Below are 16075 nucleotides of genomic sequence, written 5' to 3'. Positions count from 1 at the left end.
ATTTTTGCCGTCTAGCGCGGTAAAGGTAGCGGATTTAAGCTGTGTACATGCACTGCTTTCACGCCTTTGGAGAAACGCCATGAAAAATATCATCGGTATCTACACCAGCCCACGCAGCCATTGGGTAGGCGACGGCTTTCCGGTTCGTACGCTGTTTTCCTACGACACCATGGGCAAACACATCAGCCCGTTCCTGTTGCTGGACCACGCCGGGCCGGCCGATTTCACCCCGACCCAAGCACGTCGTGGCGTCGGCCAGCACCCGCATCGCGGCTTTGAAACCGTGACCATCGTCTACAAGGGCGAAGTCGAGCACCGCGATTCCACCGGCGCTGGCGGCACCATCGGCCCAGGCGATGTGCAATGGATGACGGCGGCCAAAGGCATCCTGCATGAGGAGTTCCACTCCGCAGCGTTTGCCCAAAAGGGCGGCGCGCTGGAAATGGTGCAGTTGTGGGTCAACCTGCCGGCCAAGGACAAAATGACCGATGCCGGCTACCAGACCATCCTCGACGGCGATATCCCGTCATTACCGCTGGCCGACAACGCCGGCAGCTTGCGCCTGATTGCCGGTGAGTTTGCCGGTAAACAAGGCCCGGCCCGCACCTTCACGCCGATCGACGTGTGGGATGTGCGCCTCAATGCCGGTAAGTCTGTGACCCTCGACCTGCACGCCGGGCGCAACACCGCGCTGGTAGTGCTCAAAGGCACGGTGCAGGTTAATGGCCAGGAATTGGTGCGCGAAGGGCAACTGGCGTTGTTCGAACGCGACGGCGACCAACTCTCCCTGGAGTCGAACAACGACGCGATGTTCCTGCTGCTCAGCGGCGAACCTATCGATGAGCCTATCGTCGGCCACGGCCCGTTCGTGATGAACACCGAGCAAGAGATCCACCAGGCTTTTGCCGACTTCCAGTCCGGCCAGTTCGGCCAGATGCATCACTGATTCACCCCCGCAACACCCAACCCAGATGGCCAGGCCGGTTTACCGGCCAAGGATGGCTGTCGCCCATGGAAAAGAGGAAGCACTCATGACTACTCCCTACAAGCGTCTGGACAAGGACAACGCCGCCGTTCTGCTGGTTGATCATCAGGCTGGCCTGCTGTCTCTGGTGCGAGATATCGAACCGGACAAGTTCAAGAACAACGTGCTGGCCCTGGCTGACCTGGCCAAGTACTTCAAGCTGCCGACCATCCTCACCACCAGCTTCGAAACCGGCCCCAACGGCCCACTGGTACCGGAGCTGAAGGCACTGTTCCCGGACGCGCCGTACATTGCGCGCCCTGGCCAGATCAATGCCTGGGACAACGAAGATTTCGTCAAGGCGATCAAGGCCACCGGCAAGAAACAACTGATCATCGCCGGCGTGGTAACCGAGGTTTGCGTGGCGTTCCCTGCGTTGTCGGCTCTGGCTGAAGGGTTTGAGGTGTTCGTGGTGACGGACGCATCCGGCACCTTCAACGAAATCACCCGCGATTCGGCCTGGGACCGCATGTCGGCCAACGGCGCGCAACTGATGACCTGGTTCGGCCTGGCCTGTGAGCTGCACCGCGACTGGCGCAACGATATCGAAGGCTTGGGTACCTTGTTTGCCAACCATATCCCGGACTATCGCAACCTGTTTACCAGCTATAACGCGCTGACTGGCGCCAAGTAAGCGCAAGACCCAAGGGTTGCCACATACCCCCTGTGTGGAGCGGGTTAGTGTGGGAGCTGGCTTGCCTGCGATGGCATCACCTCGGTTTATCAGTCATACCGAGGTGTCCGCATCGCAGGCAAGCCAGCTCCCACACAAAGCCTGCTTCCACATTAAGCCTGTTCCCACATTTTGTTATTCAGTATTGCCGATTCATGCGATCTTCTCGCCACACACCCTGGAGTCGCCTGGATGCCTTCATTTATCGCTGATCACCCGATGCTGTGCGCCGTGGCGCTGATCTTTATCGACATCGCTGTGTGGCGGCTTATTTCCGCCAACCTCGCCAACTGGAAACTGGCGGCGCGCCTGGCGATCTTTGCGGTGTTCAGCGCCGTGCTGTTCAACGACGGCATGAACCCCATGCAGCTTGCGCCCTATGGCGACAACACCGCCTTGCACCTGGCGGCCACGGCGTTGCAGATCGGCTGGTGGCTGTTCGCAGCGCGCACCCTCACGGTATTGCTCGGCACGGTCATGATGAATCGCGTCGGGCACGGCGGGCGCTTGTTGCAAGACCTGCTGGGCGCAGTGATCTTCCTGATCGCGATCATCGCCGCCATGGCCTACGTACTCGACCTGCCGGTCAAGGGCGTGCTCGCCACCTCCGGCGCGGTGGCGATCATCGTCGGCCTGGCGCTGCAAAGCACCTTGAGCGACGTGTTTTCCGGGATCGTGCTCAACACCACCAAGCCGTATCAGGTGGATGACTGGATCTCCATCGACGGCACCGAAGGGCGCGTCACCGACATCGACTGGCGCGCCACGCGCCTGCAAACCTCCCAGGGCAGCATGGCGGTGATCCCCAACTCCCTGGCGGCCAAGGCCAAGATCATCAACTTCTCACGCCCGGCGGACATGTTCGGCCTGGCGGTCAGCCTGCAAGTCAGCCCGCATGCGCGCCCGCAAACCGTGATCGAAGCGCTGGAGCGCGCGATGCAAGGTTGCCGGCCATTGCTGGCCAAACCCGCGCCCAGCGTGGCGTTCAAGGCTTCGGCCAGTGGCGGCGTGGAATACGAGATCAGCGGGTTCGTGCCGGCCATGGGCCAAAAGCGCGAAGTGCGTAACCAGCTTTACGACCTGGCGTTCCGTCACCTGCAAGCAGCGGGCGTGGGCCTGCTGTCGGCCACTGAAAGCAGCGCGCCGCCGGTGATGTCACACGCACGGGCATTGCTGGAGCGTTCGTCGATTTTCTCCACGTTGCGCCAAGAGGAAAAAGACACCTTCAGCCAGAACATGACCCTGCACACCTACCGTGCCGGCGAGATGATCCTGCCGGCGGGGGAGGTCAGCGACCATTTGTTTATCGTCGAGTCCGGCGTGGTCTCGGTGATGTTGATCAAGGATGGCCACACGTTCGAAGCCGGGCGCATGGGGCCGGGCGAGGTGATTGGCGAGTCGGGGATTTTGTCCGATCAAGCGGCGCTGGCGGACTTCACCGCCAAGACCTTCTGCACGCTGTATCGGATCGAAAATGAGTACCTAAAACCCTGCCTGGACGCGCGCCACGACATCAGCGAAGCGATGAAGGCACTGCTGGATTTCCGTGTGCACGCCGCGCAAGCCCTGACCCAGGACGCGCCGGTGGTGCCGGTCAAGAAAGGCTTTTTGCAATGGCTGCGTAACCGCGGGTTGTGAGGCCGTAACGCCATATCTTCGGGATATAACGCGATCTAAATGTGGGAGCGGGCTTGCTCGCGAATACGGTGGGTCAGTCGCCTATGCATCGACTGACACTACGCATTCGCGAGCAAGCCCGCTCCCACATTCAGACTGAGTTGTTTCAGTTGGAAGGTGCGCACCGGGTTCGGCGCGCACTGCTGGTTGCTCAATGACTCAAATACACCGGGCTGTCGGTGGACAGCGAAGCTTTTACCGCGTGGGTCATGTCGGTGATCAGCGCTTCTTCGCGGTCCTCACTTAATGCCTTGAGGGTAATGGCCACCACTTCCTGCGGGGTGCTTTTTGGCGCCTGCACATCCGCCACCATGTCAGTGTCGATATAGGCCGGGTGTACGCCGATCACCAAGGTGTTCTGCTCGCGCAATTCACCACGCAGGCCATTGGTAAGACCCCATTGCGCCGACTTGGAGGTGCTGTAGCCGCCGGAGCCGGGAGGGCTCAGCCAGCTCAGTACCGAAAGGATATTGATCAACGCGCCGCCACCGTGCCGGGCCAGGATCGGCGCAAAAGCGCGGCTCAGGCGCAAGGTGCCGAAGGTGTTCACCTCAAAGTGCTGTTGCAGGTTTTCAATACTGTCTTCGGCCAGCAACGAGCCGTACTTGAGCCAGCCCGCGTTGTTGATCAACACGCTGACATCGCCGCACTGCTCGGCGGCGCGCTGCACGCTGGCCGAGTCGGTAATGTCCAGGGCAATCGGCGTGCTGCCGGGGATATCCACACTGGCCGGGTCGCGCGCACCGGCATACACCTTGGCCGCACCCGCTGCCAGCAGCGCGGTGACAAACGCTTTGCCCAGGCCACGATTGGCACCGGTAACCAACACCACTTTTCCACGAATATCCATGATGCACTCCAGGCGACGAGTTAGGTTTAATAATGAAACCGTTTTTATCTTGAGCCTGTTGGTCCTATAATGCAACCTAATATTTCTGATTGCCCGGAGGCCCGACGATGAAACGCAAATGCCTGGAAGGCGACTGTTGCCCGGTCGCCCGCGCACTCGACGTGGTGGGGGATTGGTGGACGCTGCTGATCATCCGCGACGCCTACGCCGGGGTGACGCGCTTCGGCGACTTTCAAAAACACCTGGGCGTAGCGAAAAACATCCTCGCCACGCGCCTCAAGGACATGGTCGAACAAGGTCTGTTGCAAACCAGTGAAGTGGGCGCGCGCAGCGAATATCAACTCACCGACAAAGGCCGCGCGCTGATGCCGGTGCTGGTAACCCTGGCGCAATGGGGCGAAACCTTCACGCAGCCGGCCGATGGCGCCACCCACTTGCTGGATGCGCGCTTGCTCAAGCCGCTGCGCAAGGTTGAGATCGTGTCCGAGGATGGCCGGGTGCTGGGCCTGGAAGACATCATCACCCAGATGCCAGCGGCATAAAGACTGGGCCATTGTGGCGAGCAGGCTGTTGTGGCAAACAGGCTTGTTATGGAAAACAGGCTTGTTGTGGCGAGCAGGCTTGCCCTGCGTTGGGCTGCGAAGCAGCCCCAGCTCTTTCTGCCTGACTCACCGCGCCGCCTGGATTGGGGCGGCTTCGCCACCCAACGCAGGGCAAGCCTGCTCGCCACAAAGGGAACATGGCGACCTGAAACGCTCTCAGGCAAAGCCTCCAAGACCTCAGGGGCATTTTCTTCAATACCACCGCAGCTCAGCCCTTTACCGTGAAGCCATCGTCACTCGGCATCACCAAAAGGAACTGCAATGAGCTTGATCATCTCCATGGCCGCCTTCGCTTTGGCCACTTCCATCACCCCCGGCCCGGTCAATGTGGTGGCGCTCAGCTCCGGCGCGCGCTTTGGCTTTGCCGCCAGCCAGAAACACGTAGTCGGCGCCGCCGTCGGTTTTACCTTGCTGCTGGTGCTGATTGGCCTGGGCCTGCATGAAGTGCTGGTGCGCTGGCCGATCCTCACCCAGTTGATCCAGTGGGGCGGGGTCGCCTTTTTGCTGTACATGGCCTGGAAACTCGCGGTCGACGATGGCCGACTCGACGCCGAAGGCACTGCCACCGCGCCATCGATGCTCTACGGCGCGATCATGCAATGGCTCAACCCCAAAGCCTGGCTGGCCTGTGTGGCGGGCATGGGCTTGTTCGTGGCCGATGGCGATGCGCGCCAAGTGTGGCTGTTTGCGGCGCTGTACCTGGTGATCTGCTACCTGTCGGTGGCGTGCTGGGCCTACGCCGGCACGTTTTTGCGGCGCTACCTGAGCAACCCCCAAGGTGTGCGCCTGTTCAACCGCTCAATGGCCGCGTTGCTGGTGGCCAGTGTGGGTTATTTGCTGATGGCTTGAGCAAGTCGCGGTACTGGCCCGGCGTGGCGGCGAAATGCAGTTTGAAGGTGCGCTGAAAATGCGCCTGGTCGGCAAACCCGGCGGCCAGGGCTACATCGGCGATCAGCTCGCCATTGCGCAATTGCGTGCGGGCAAACTGAATGCGCCGGTTCACCAGAAACGCATGGGGCGTGAGCCCGTAATACTGCTTGAACGCACGAATCAAATACGACGGCGACAGCTCGGCCGCCAGGCAAATATCCTCCAGCTTCAACGCCTCGGTGCAGTGCGCGCGGATGTACTCCGCGGCGCGCTCCAGCTTGTGGTTGACCTCACGCAGCGGCGTTAGCGACGGGTTCAGGCGCTGCTGCACTTCGGTGAAATAACTCACCAGCGCACTCTCTTTTTGCAGCAGCTCGGCCTGCTCATCCAGCAGAATGCCGTACAGCTCGATCAGGCCGTTATACAACACCGTGTCGCGGGTATGCGGCGTATTGAAAGGCCGATAACCCTGCTCGGTACTGAAACCCAGCTGGTATTGCAGGTCCGTCAGCCACGGTGTGTCGAGGTAAATCATGTGATACGACCAATGCTGGTCGTGGATCGGGTTGCACGCGTGCACATCACCGGGGTTCATCAACACCACCGTGCCGGCGCTGATCTCGAAGGTCTGCGCGCCATAGTGGTAATAACTGCGCCCGCGGGTGATGGCGCCGATGGAAAAATGCTCGTGGGCGTGACGGGTGTAAGTGACCTTGCGCCCGTCGGCGATGGTGCGTGCCTCAATGAACGGCAAGCGCTCGTCACGCCAGAAGCGTGGCGCGTGCGCGAGGTGAGGCGGGGTGTTCAGCGACATGGCGGTGGCTCCATCCCTTGAGGCGAGTTGCGATCATTGCACAGAGCGCCGGAGTCGTCAGCTTCAAAGCTGCTTGGACAAAAACACCCGGCTGCTGCCTTCGGGCTGGCAGGGTATTTCACCCAACCGCACCCACCCCTGTTTCTCGTAAAACCCCGGTGCCTGAAAACTCAGGGTGTACAGCACCGCATGCTGGCAGCCCCGGCGCCGCGCCTCGTCTTCGAAGGCCTGCAGCAACCGGCTGCCCAGGCCCGAACCGCGCAGGGCGTCGGGCAAGTGGAACAGGTCGAGGAAGGCCATGCCCAGGGTGGTTTTACCCGTGATGCCACCGAGCAGCTGCTGAGTGTCCGAGTCTTTGAGCAACACCATCAACGGCCGACGATCATTGCCGCCGGTGACGGCCTCATTGAAGGCGGCAAGGCCATCGCCCAGCAGGCGCTCGGCGTCGGGGTTGGGTTGGTCGCTGATTTCAATCATGCTCATGCGTTCTCGCTCCTCAAAGCCGCTGGCGCACCATGTGCATCAGCCGTTCACCCACCTGATCAAAGCCTTTGTTCTGCGCCACCACCTGTGCGCCTTCCATCAGCAGAGACAGCTCCTGCGAGCGGCCGAAGGTGTGGGCCGGGTTCGTCTAGCGCTTAGAACACCCTCCACGGAGCCTAACACCGTCAGCGACTCACACTCGCTGCCAGCCGCCCATGTTGTCGGCCTTGATTTCGAAATCGATGGCTTCGCGGTAAGCGTCGCCAAGATTGGCGTGCAGCCCCCCGCCGAGTGCTTGGGTAGGCTGCCATGTTTGCGTCTCTGGATCGAACACTTCGGCATCGTCACCGGCAGTGTCATCCATCTTGTTGCGCAAGGGGGTGTCGTTATCAATTCGGTGTTCGAGGCTGGCCCAGAGTTTGGTATTCGAATTGACCAGCGGGAAATCTGCCTGGTTTGCCGTCTTGCCCCTTGGGGACATGATTGTATGCGAGGCCTGGGGCTCGCGATCCAAGGGATCACGGTGAGCTGCCTCATGCATGTGTTGGATGTGCGAAGGGGGAGTGTAGGGCGTACGGGTGATTGGAAACATGGACGTACCTCGGCGATCTTTAAGAGAAAGTATCGCCAGAACCTGATCCGGCGATTCCTTTCGAAAACTACAGAGCCCTGCCAAGGCATTCAATAAGGTGATTTTTTGCAGATGTAACTGCTCAAAACTGCTGGTGACTGCGCTCATGTAACGATGGGTGCGGTCTATAGGCCGTGGCTCAAAACCGCGTATGACGTTTCAACTTGGCTGTCAGAAAAGGCAATAGAGGCGCGCTTCTTACCTGTTGCAACACAGTTGCCCGTTCAATGATGGCTGACGGGCGTAAATCCCGTTACATAAACACGACCAGAAAGTTAACGGCCTAAAGGCCCATCACCATCTCATGCCACGCCATCCCGCCATGCTCCGACGGCGACGGCTGCACATAGCCGTAACCCATGCGCGTATACAACGGCACATGCTGCTCCTTGCACATCAAATGAATCGTTTGCTTGCCCATCGCGCGCATGCGCTGCACAAACTCAGTCATCAGCAGTTTGGAATAGCCCTTACCCTGCTGCGCCGGGTCGACCACCACCGACATGATCACCACATTCGGCGCCTCGGCCGCATGCCCCACCAACTCCTTGAACGCCTCATCCGACATCACCACCTGATGGGCGCAGCCACAATTGATAAACCCCACCACCGCGCCATCCGCCTCCAAAATCAAAAAGCCCTCGGGGTACTGCGCAATACGCGTGGCGATCTTCTCCAGCGTCGCCGCTTCATCGCCTTCGTAGGCGCTGGTTTCGATTTCAAAGCAACGCGCGGCGTCGGCGGGCAGGGCGTTGCGGAAGGTGAGGGGGGGCATGGGAGGTTCCTGGGGCATTAAGCGAAAGGCCACATCATAAAGAAACATCCAGTGCCTGACACAGATTGTGGTGACGGCAAACAGCCCACTGTGGCGAGCGGGCTTGCGCTAATGCCAGTCAGTTAAGGCATAGCCGGTAATTGTGGCGAGGGAGCTTGCTCCCGTTGGACTGCGTAGCAGTCCCATTTTTGGGGCCGCTTCGCGCCCAGCGGGAGCAAGCTCCCTCGCCACAGAAGCCGGGTTTTCCAACAGCCATTTTCGCCAATAAAAGAGGGGAGTGTGAATCGAGCATCACGCCTATCACCGCGTACCTTAGTCGAGAATACAAGCGCCAGTTTGGCGAGCCGCCTAGAAAGAACGTTGTGAACATCAAGACCGGCAGGCAGTAGCCGCCCCAAAAACCAGAAAACCCGCCAAAGCGGGTTTCCTCACAGCTCACATCACGTCAACTCACAGCAGGCACATCAAAACCGCGCCGCTCCATCACCGTAAACACATCCGACACGTCCTGGATCATGATCCGCGCGGTATTGGCGACGGTATTAACGTCATGCTCGGCGTAGTCGGACACATTGGAACAGGCCATCAGGTGCAGGTAGGCGAGGGCAGCATTGAGACGCTCGCTGGCGCAGGCATGGAGCTCGCTGAGCGGGGCGTCGCTGTCGATGAGCAGGACAGGGTATTCGGTAGCGGTTTGGGACATGGGGGTGAAGCGGCGGGGCGGGTGTTGAGTAGTCATGGTGTAAATCCTCAAGAAAAAAGATTTACCACCGGCTCTGCTGCGAAACAGATTGGGTGGCAGCTGTGCGCGGGTTCGCAGACCGGACGATTTACACCAAAACCCGGCAGACCCGAAGGTCTCCCACGCACAACCGCCATAAAACATTCGGCAGCCGGGAGCCGGCTGGGGTATGTCTGACGGTGCTGGTGTGAATCGTTTTAGGGCTGCGAAACCCTGTCGCTGGCCATGGCTGGCGACGGGGCGAACTATAAGGTGTGGGTAGCTAGGGTGCAACTGAGAGGATGTATCAACCTCAGTCATAATTTCCCCACCCCTAGGTCTGGAAGATTTGGCTAGATTCACAGGCCTGGGCAGCCATGCGCGTTAGTCCTGCTCAGTCGTTTGCAGCGGGAGCTTCTGTAGGTCTGTGTGCATAGCTGGCAGAAATTCTCCGATTGCCTACGAGCATAACCGGGCGCAAATAGCTGAGATTCGTCCACCGTAAATGGCAGCAATCGGCCAGAAGCAGCCATTCATAATCCCTTAAGGTATAGGGATGCTAACCTCGCTAGGCCAAACTGAGGCAAGGCACCTGAGATATTCCTGGGATCAAAAAATGGAAGAAACACTCTCCTCTACATTTATGGGCACCAAAGGGAAGCCCATAAGTTTCAATGGAAAAACTATCGTTGCGATCATGGAGATCAAGATCACAGAGCCTAGAACCGTCTTTTCAGTTCGTCGATTGGGCGCTACGAACGGTCGAGTGCAAGGATTGGCATTAAAGATGATGGGCGGGAAAATCGTCGTCGAAGGCTTTGGCAACGGCTGTCCCGAAATAGTTTTGCGGTCTGATACCAGTCCCGATGCTTTGGAGATAGAAGTGTTTTCTAAAGGTGGAAACGTTCTAAAAATCTGGAACGTCTGGAAGAGCGCTTTTGGCATGAATGCATGGGTTGGCAATGCTGGAATTCACGTCCACGGGACCGATGGCACGATGACGTTGGAATGTAGCGACGGGGTGGGTGATGTCGACTTCTCCGATTATGTGGTTGTTGTGGAAAAACGATAATGCACGGAGTTATGTCGGCTTTGGGTCGTCTTCGGCCCGTCGCGAGATGGAAGAAAACGACCCAATACAGCCGGTCGACACTGGCAGAAGTGGGCCAAAAGCGGAATTTATCTGCTATGACACCAATGACGAGTTGGCCTGCGAGGTAGGCTGTAAAAATATGATCACTACAGTGAACCAAGATGATTGCTTAAGCTATTTCGTCGTCGTGCATGGCATTGACATTGAGACCTACGAACGACTGGCCGTTCACTTCGAATGTCGTCGTGGCGGCATGCGAGTGACGGACGGAAGCCGGTATATCTCTATCCCAGTCACGATGGCTGCCTTAGGGGGTACCCTTGCTTGGGTCAAAACCGAACTCGGGGGGCGCTACTGTGAGCTGTATTTAATAGTGTGCGTCGCAACCAAATTGTCTTGGAGCGAGGTTGTCATCAACTCTGAGATAGCTTTGCTCGCTGGTCAAGCTGGTGCGGCGATTAAGGTTGCTTTTAAGCGAGCGTGATTTCATCTCTGCAGTATCCACATTGGGTCGAAAGCTGTCCGTCATGGAGTCAGCGCTGCGACTCTTCGGCAAATGGTGGTACAAACTGAGCATATGACGACTTGGATTGAGGTGATATGAATCAGCTGAGTCCCGATCTGCGTGAAGATCTCCTCGAAGTGCTGGATGAGGTCTCTACACTGATGTCCGCTGAATATGCGCAGCTTGGCCCCTTGCCTGATGATCATCCACTGGCACAGTCAGGTCTTGAGAATGGGGCAGAAATCGTTCTGGACTACATCGCGCACGGCGAAGCGGGTGTCGCACTCGATCATCTGTTCTACATGATCAAGGAGCCCCCTCTCGCTATCTCAGCCAGATCTGCCGAGAAGCTGGCTCGGCTTGCCAAAGTGTTCGAAATGCCCTTGAGCTGGAGGGCATGAGGTCTGATCGGAGAGTAGAACAGGACGCGCCATCGTCGGAGCGGAAGACGGCTATCGGCCAATAGCGGACGTTCGCGTATAGTCCGCTTCGGGCAAAATAAGGGTTGCTCGGCGTTCCGCAAGCTACATCCCTCACTTCATACGCGCATTTCTAATCATCGACGCGGCTGCCTTTCCAAGCAAATACTGACCATCGTTTATCATTATTTGAAATTTCGATGGGATTGATACGCAAATCCCTTTTCTACGAAGTCAAGGGCATACCACGTCGTGATCAAACCATGATTGGTTTTCAGTTCAAACGCATGAGTAAGCCGATTGATCATGCCAGGGAATCTCACAAGGATTACTCGATTTTCTTTCACCATCAGCTCCTGATACCTATCTGCAAATAAGCGAGGTATTTTCTCCTCCTCGTCTCTGGTAGGCCACCATTTTGCAAGTTCTAGACGTTTCCTTCGTAACCAATCCAGTCGGCGTGGTAACCACCAGACTGGGCGGGGGATTTCATAAACAGCTAAGCTTTGTATCACTGCTGACACCGACCCGGGGTTAAAGAAAACCAACTTAACTAAAACCGAGTCATCTAGTTGCTCGGCGCTGATCACATGAAAATCGTTCGTGCTGCTCCAGTGCGTCGACTGAGTCAGCCGATACATCGCTATCTGAGTTTTTCGGTTACGTATACTCAGGTACAGCGCCACTAAAGCTATCGCTGCATTCACGTAGGTCATGATTCCTCCACTACCGGCCATCTCCATCGCGCTGTTCTCCTTTTCCAATTAGTGAATGGCAGAGCTTGCGGCATTACGCTTTAGCCGACTCACGCTTGCCCCCCCTAACTTTTGCAAAGGGCATCTTACGTTTAGAAACGGAGTTGCGACCCGGGAGCTGCTTCCATCCAAACGCTGACGGTAGCGATAGCCTGGAAAGGGCCAAAAGCGGTCGCCTGCTATTGCAGAGATTGGAATAAGCCAGCAGCTCATGACTACCCCATCCTCTGCGTACCATTCGCCTCGAAAAACTATCGTTCAAATAACTAAAGTTCGTATCTGCTCAGCCCCAAAGCGAATCCGATTGGGTAGAATATGTCTTGCCAGCGTACGTAAGCCAACTCGGTACCGGCGAAGGAGGTTTCGTCATTGCCTAAACGTAAAAGTTTAGCATTCGCAAGATATTTGTGAGTGTAAGCTCCGACGGTTTTTTCAGTAATCTTCGCTGGCAGTACGGCACGAATGGGGTCTCGATAGATTGGATCATCAGCGATCACCATGAACTCGTCAAAAAAGTGAGCAAAACTTTCTAGGTGTTCGCCCAAGTCCAGCGAGTAAAATTCACTTGCCAAAATGCTGAATTTGATTTCACCCTTGTCATATTCCAAGATAGTTGCATTCAAATGTTCTATTTCACTGCGTAGTTCAGCAGGACAGAATACGAAGGCCGTGACAAATGACTTTTCATGCAACCACTCAATTGCATGAGGGATGATTTTTTCAAGCGGCTGGAAGGTGAGTTCCTTGCTAGGGTGAATTCCCCGGTAAAATTTTAGAGCCTCATTCATCTGCTTGTTGACAAATGAGTAGTCAATGTACATGACTCGAAACTTAGCAGGAGCGCGCTGCATGCGCTCTTCGTACATCTGACGCACCTCTGAAACACACCCCTGCGCGTCTCTGACGATTTCTCGTCCTGTGAAACGGATCACAGTGTAGCCGGCTCGGCTTAGATAGCGTTGTCTGACAGCATCCTTCTCTAACTGATCTCTTGTTGAATGTGATGAATGACCATCAAGCTCAATGATGAGTCGCGCATCTTTTAATATGAAATCCACCCGATAACGATGGTGCTTATCCGCGTCACCAAACCAATGTTCTCTTTCAATCAGGCCCGCGAAGTCAGAAGCAGCCTTGCTGAACTCGTCCTCAATAGGGGATGGCCCTCGATCGTGAAACCAACTCGGCGGTGTCGACATGGGATGACCTAAGTTTTTCATCATGTAGCTTTCCGATTGCGAAAAACGCACTTTCAACTTTCAGGTGATCAATGTCTAGTGGCTGAGGCTCATGTGTTGCTTTGGGATCTGTTCAGGATTTCGTTTTTGAGCCAGTCTCCTAGCATTTCTTATGAGGCATACGACTAAAGAAGGAGAGCGAATCGGAGACGACATCCACATTCCAGTCAAGGTATGGTAGATTCACAGTGGCGGCTGGATGACTGACCGCGGTTATGTCCGTGGGCATGAGTCCGTGCCCGATCTTTGAGGTCTTACATATTCCATCCAGCCGCCCCTCATTCTCTGCAGCCTCTAATGACTACAAGACGCCTGAAAGACATTCATTCCACCCAAGAGCTAGCTCAAGCGGCAGGTGTGAGCGAGTCAAAAATAATCGAATACGCAGTTTCGGATTGCCAGGAAGGGTTTTACGAGAAGCTCGAAATCCCAAAACGCGGAAAAAACCGTAAAGGGGAATTTAGAGAGGTCTATAAGGCAAACCATAAGTGGGTCACCCAGCTCCACCGATCTGTTTCGATGTTGGTCACGAACAGCGCTAGCTTTGGTACGCACGTACAAGGGTTTCTCAAGGGACGCTCGACCCTAACAAACGCTGAGCTCCATCTCCGTAAAAGCCTAATCCTTCACGCGGATATAAGAAATTTTTTCAACGTAATTACAGAACGACAAATTGCGAAAGCTTTTTTAACAATTGGAGCGACCCCTCAAATTTCAGAATTGCTAGCACGGATTTCAACCATTGACGGATTCTTGCGTCAAGGAACTCGCTGCAGTCCAACAATTTCGAATCTAGTTTGCAAGGGGTTGGATCAAGCGATGCTAGATTTAGCCTCCACCCATGACTGCATATATAGTCGCTACGCGGACAATATGACCATGTCAGGGGAGGAAACGCCAGATATTAGCGCTATTAGCCAGATTGTTAAATACAACGGTTTTGAACTTAGAGACAGCGGCTGTTATGTCCAGCGACGTGGTTCGAGACAGTTTGTCACAGGACTATCTGTAGTTGATCGAGAAAAACCAAGACTTCCAAAAAAATTGAAAAGGAGGCTTAGGCTTGCAGTCTACTACGCAAGCAAATATGGAAAAGAGCACTTTGAAAGAAGTCGACGAGTAGATTCAATTACACCTTCTTGGGCCCAAATGAAAGGCATGATAGCTTATGCATACTCAATTGAGCCAGAGTTCGCTAAAAAGCTATGGAGACTTTTGAGGCAGTTACGCTAGCGGATTACGATCTCGCAAGTGTTTTTCCCTCGTGACAACATTCTCGCCATATCTAATTCTCGTCTTAATATAGCCAATCTGGGCAACTGCAACTTGATCACCCGCGATGAAGCTAGCAGTTATTTTAGCGACAATATCCGCAAGCTCTTTAATTGCTGAAGTTTTTCCAGTACTGGTTTTTAGTGTAGGGCTTTCGATTTCACGGTGATAGTTTTCAGCTACAAGTTTTATGGCAGCGTCTGAAAATCGTTTGGCGTTTACCTCAGTAGTGAGAAGCTCATCAATCAATTCGCGCTTGCTGCTCAATCTGTGAAGCAAGGGCAGTGTCTTAAATTCAAGTTCGTATCTGGTTTCATCCCAATTTTCAATATTTATCTTTCGCGCATAATAAACATAGGCAGAAAAGTCTGCCACAGCCAAGTTCTGAAGGAGGATATGTGCTAATACAGGCTGCGCGACTATATTTTTTAGTGGTTCTCGAGCAATCTCAGACCTATTCGCATCAGGGATTAATGCGCTCCGAGCAACGAGCTCTTTCCAAGACTGTATCTGATTAGATAACGCTTCAGGTTCGTCTGTTACAATTAATGCGGTAAGTGCGACATCGCTCTGCTCGATACTAATATGCGAAAAGGCAAGAGAGCACGTAATTGGGGTGGCCTCCAAGTTTCCAATTCTTGACGGTCCTAATTCCGTCTTTACTTCTTGCTCAACAGCTATGTCTTTGAAGGAAAACAATACCAATTTTTGTTGAAGTGACCGTTTGTTGTAAGTGGCAGCTTGGCCCGCTCCTTCTCTTGCTATTCCTTTAAGAGTTTCCCATAGGTCGGTCGCGCGATGTTCTGCCCTAAGCACTGTCTTAAGTTCGTTTATCGCTGACGTGAGCAATGGAGAGCCCGATGTCATGACTCTTAAAGACTCTATATGAAGCCCTTGGAGAAATTCATATAATTCGTTCGGGGTCCTCCGGATCTGTGCGCCATCTAAGATGTTACGTAGTACATCAATGAACTCTCTGAATTTTACGCTGGCCTGAGCTTCAATAGCCCAAAATGATTCGCTACTCTCGCTACTTCGTGCGCTTTCACAGACAGTTTGAACATTTCTCAGGGATGAGCTTGCTATTTCGTCCGTTAGCGCTCCATAAATGTCATTACGATTTTCTTTTTTTGAATTAATGTAGGTCTTCCAGGAATTAACAACAATCTCCTTGAAATCTTCATTGGTCTTAGATGAGGATATGATGAGGCTGCGCTTGACTTGGAAGTGCGCCTTCATCTGAATTAAAGTATCAAATTCGATAATGACATCATCAAGAGGAGCACCCATAGCAGCTTGTTGAAGACGTACGCTCTTTATTTTACTTTGTAATGGAGGCCTGACGGTCTCCGCAAGAAGGGCAGACATGAAATATGCAGCAACATGGCTTTCATAGACAAACCCGGCGCCACCAGTTAATTCGGTTGACTGAGACATAATAGATCCATCTAGATGCTTAAAAGGCCAATTCTATATGATTCCGACTTTTCTACGCCGCGAATTGACCAATTTCTAGTACCATCAATTCTGTCGAGAGCCGACTTCCAAATGGCTTGGGGCTTGGCGCTCCAGATCTTGCCGAATGCTTTTTTACCACGGACGCAGTCGGAAGTCCGCTTCTGGCCGACTGCTGCCCTTCGCGGAAGGCACCTTAGGATCCCATACGACCGCAG

18 protein-coding genes are annotated in these 16075 nt (G+C 54.9%); 9 read left to right on the top strand and 9 right to left on the bottom strand.

The annotated features are described in order from the left end of the window. The first annotated feature begins 79 nt into the window (after positions 1–79). The 3 genes from AB4P96_RS20060 to AB4P96_RS20050 all read left to right on the top strand — a co-directional run bounded on the left by AB4P96_RS20060 (position 80) and on the right by AB4P96_RS20050 (position 3335). Entirely contained in the window at positions 80–946 is an 867-nt protein-coding gene (locus AB4P96_RS20060) for a pirin family protein (RefSeq protein ID WP_138453963.1), read from the top strand. 85 nt (positions 947–1031) lie between these two features. Beyond that, positions 1032–1658, top strand: a complete 627-nt coding sequence (gene ycaC / locus AB4P96_RS20055; protein ID WP_138453962.1) for an isochorismate family cysteine hydrolase YcaC — start codon at positions 1032–1034, stop codon at positions 1656–1658. 231 nt (positions 1659–1889) lie between these two features. After that, positions 1890–3335 carry a mechanosensitive ion channel domain-containing protein gene (locus AB4P96_RS20050; protein ID WP_395599987.1) on the top strand — a complete coding sequence of 482 codons (1446 nt, stop codon included), beginning with the start codon at positions 1890–1892 and terminating at the stop codon, positions 3333–3335. 190 nt (positions 3336–3525) lie between these two features. Here AB4P96_RS20050 and AB4P96_RS20045 read toward each other — a convergent pair whose 3' ends face one another. After that, positions 3526–4224 carry an SDR family oxidoreductase gene (locus AB4P96_RS20045; RefSeq protein ID WP_170038540.1) on the bottom strand — a complete coding sequence of 233 codons (699 nt, stop codon included), beginning with the start codon at positions 4222–4224 and terminating at the stop codon, positions 3526–3528. A 107-nt stretch (positions 4225–4331) separates the two neighbouring features. On the opposite strand from AB4P96_RS20045, the gene AB4P96_RS20040 reads away from it, so the two are divergent. Both AB4P96_RS20040 and AB4P96_RS20035 read left to right on the top strand, forming a co-directional pair. After that, entirely contained in the window at positions 4332–4766 is a 435-nt protein-coding gene (locus AB4P96_RS20040) for a helix-turn-helix domain-containing protein (protein ID WP_138453489.1), read from the top strand. Positions 4767–5087: 321 nt separating this feature from the next. Further along, entirely contained in the window at positions 5088–5675 is a 588-nt protein-coding gene (locus AB4P96_RS20035; protein WP_017139683.1) for a LysE family translocator, read from the top strand. Here AB4P96_RS20035 and AB4P96_RS20030 read toward each other — a convergent pair. The 5 genes from AB4P96_RS20030 to AB4P96_RS20010 all read right to left on the bottom strand — a co-directional run bounded on the left by AB4P96_RS20030 (position 5617) and on the right by AB4P96_RS20010 (position 9138). Then, positions 5617–6510 (bottom strand): AraC family ligand binding domain-containing protein, encoded by an 894-nt coding sequence (locus tag AB4P96_RS20030; protein ID WP_017139682.1) that lies wholly within the window; start codon positions 6508–6510, stop codon positions 5617–5619. The two genes, AB4P96_RS20035 and AB4P96_RS20030, sit on opposite strands and share 59 nt — an antisense overlap. 63 nt (positions 6511–6573) lie before the next feature. Next, positions 6574–6993 carry a GNAT family N-acetyltransferase gene (locus AB4P96_RS20025; protein WP_177034989.1) on the bottom strand — a complete coding sequence of 140 codons (420 nt, stop codon included), beginning with the start codon at positions 6991–6993 and terminating at the stop codon, positions 6574–6576. A 193-nt stretch (positions 6994–7186) separates the two neighbouring features. Next, positions 7187–7732 (bottom strand): hypothetical protein, encoded by a 546-nt coding sequence (locus AB4P96_RS20020; protein WP_395599986.1) that lies wholly within the window; start codon positions 7730–7732, stop codon positions 7187–7189. A 175-nt stretch (positions 7733–7907) separates the two neighbouring features. Continuing rightward, positions 7908–8399, bottom strand: coding sequence for a GNAT family N-acetyltransferase (locus tag AB4P96_RS20015; RefSeq protein ID WP_395599985.1), 492 nt, complete (start codon positions 8397–8399; stop codon positions 7908–7910). A 445-nt stretch (positions 8400–8844) separates the two neighbouring features. Further along, positions 8845–9138, bottom strand: a complete 294-nt coding sequence (locus AB4P96_RS20010) for a hypothetical protein (RefSeq protein WP_056859523.1) — start codon at positions 9136–9138, stop codon at positions 8845–8847. A gap of 598 nt (positions 9139–9736) precedes the next feature. Between AB4P96_RS20010 and AB4P96_RS20005 the strand changes: the two genes are divergently transcribed. The 3 genes from AB4P96_RS20005 to AB4P96_RS19995 all read left to right on the top strand — a co-directional run bounded on the left by AB4P96_RS20005 (position 9737) and on the right by AB4P96_RS19995 (position 11119). Then, positions 9737–10192 carry a hypothetical protein gene (locus AB4P96_RS20005; RefSeq protein ID WP_395599984.1) on the top strand — a complete coding sequence of 152 codons (456 nt, stop codon included), beginning with the start codon at positions 9737–9739 and terminating at the stop codon, positions 10190–10192. Further along, positions 10149–10697: a hypothetical protein gene (locus AB4P96_RS20000; RefSeq protein ID WP_395599983.1), complete on the top strand. Its 549-nt coding sequence runs from the start codon at positions 10149–10151 to the stop codon at positions 10695–10697. The genes AB4P96_RS20005 and AB4P96_RS20000 overlap by 44 nt, the downstream gene beginning before the upstream one ends. A gap of 116 nt (positions 10698–10813) precedes the next feature. After that, positions 10814–11119 carry a hypothetical protein gene (locus tag AB4P96_RS19995; protein WP_039011496.1) on the top strand — a complete coding sequence of 102 codons (306 nt, stop codon included), beginning with the start codon at positions 10814–10816 and terminating at the stop codon, positions 11117–11119. A gap of 203 nt (positions 11120–11322) precedes the next feature. Here AB4P96_RS19995 and AB4P96_RS19990 read toward each other — a convergent pair whose 3' ends face one another. Further along, complete coding sequence (locus AB4P96_RS19990) at positions 11323–11853, bottom strand: hypothetical protein (RefSeq protein WP_395599982.1); 531 nt, start codon at positions 11851–11853, stop codon at positions 11323–11325. A 305-nt stretch (positions 11854–12158) separates the two neighbouring features. Then, positions 12159–13115 carry an endonuclease domain-containing protein gene (locus AB4P96_RS19985; protein WP_256344534.1) on the bottom strand — a complete coding sequence of 319 codons (957 nt, stop codon included), beginning with the start codon at positions 13113–13115 and terminating at the stop codon, positions 12159–12161. A gap of 312 nt (positions 13116–13427) precedes the next feature. Between AB4P96_RS19985 and AB4P96_RS19980 the strand changes: the two genes are divergently transcribed. Next, a complete protein-coding gene (locus AB4P96_RS19980) occupies positions 13428–14363 on the top strand; it encodes a reverse transcriptase family protein (protein ID WP_395599981.1) in 936 nt (311 codons plus the stop codon). Here AB4P96_RS19980 and AB4P96_RS19975 read toward each other — a convergent pair. Further along, on the bottom strand, positions 14355–15839 hold the full coding sequence (locus AB4P96_RS19975) for a hypothetical protein (protein ID WP_395599980.1): 1485 nt from the start codon (positions 15837–15839) through the stop codon (positions 14355–14357). The two genes, AB4P96_RS19980 and AB4P96_RS19975, sit on opposite strands and share 9 nt — an antisense overlap. Positions 15840–16075 lie beyond the last annotated feature (236 nt).

Origin of the sequence: Pseudomonas sp. B19125 (assembly GCF_044218855.1) — a bacterium.
GTDB classification, from domain to species: Bacteria; Pseudomonadota; Gammaproteobacteria; order Pseudomonadales; family Pseudomonadaceae; genus Aquipseudomonas; species Aquipseudomonas edaphica.
Note: the sequence above shows the minus strand (reverse complement) of the source record. Positions and strands in the feature narration are given on the sequence as shown.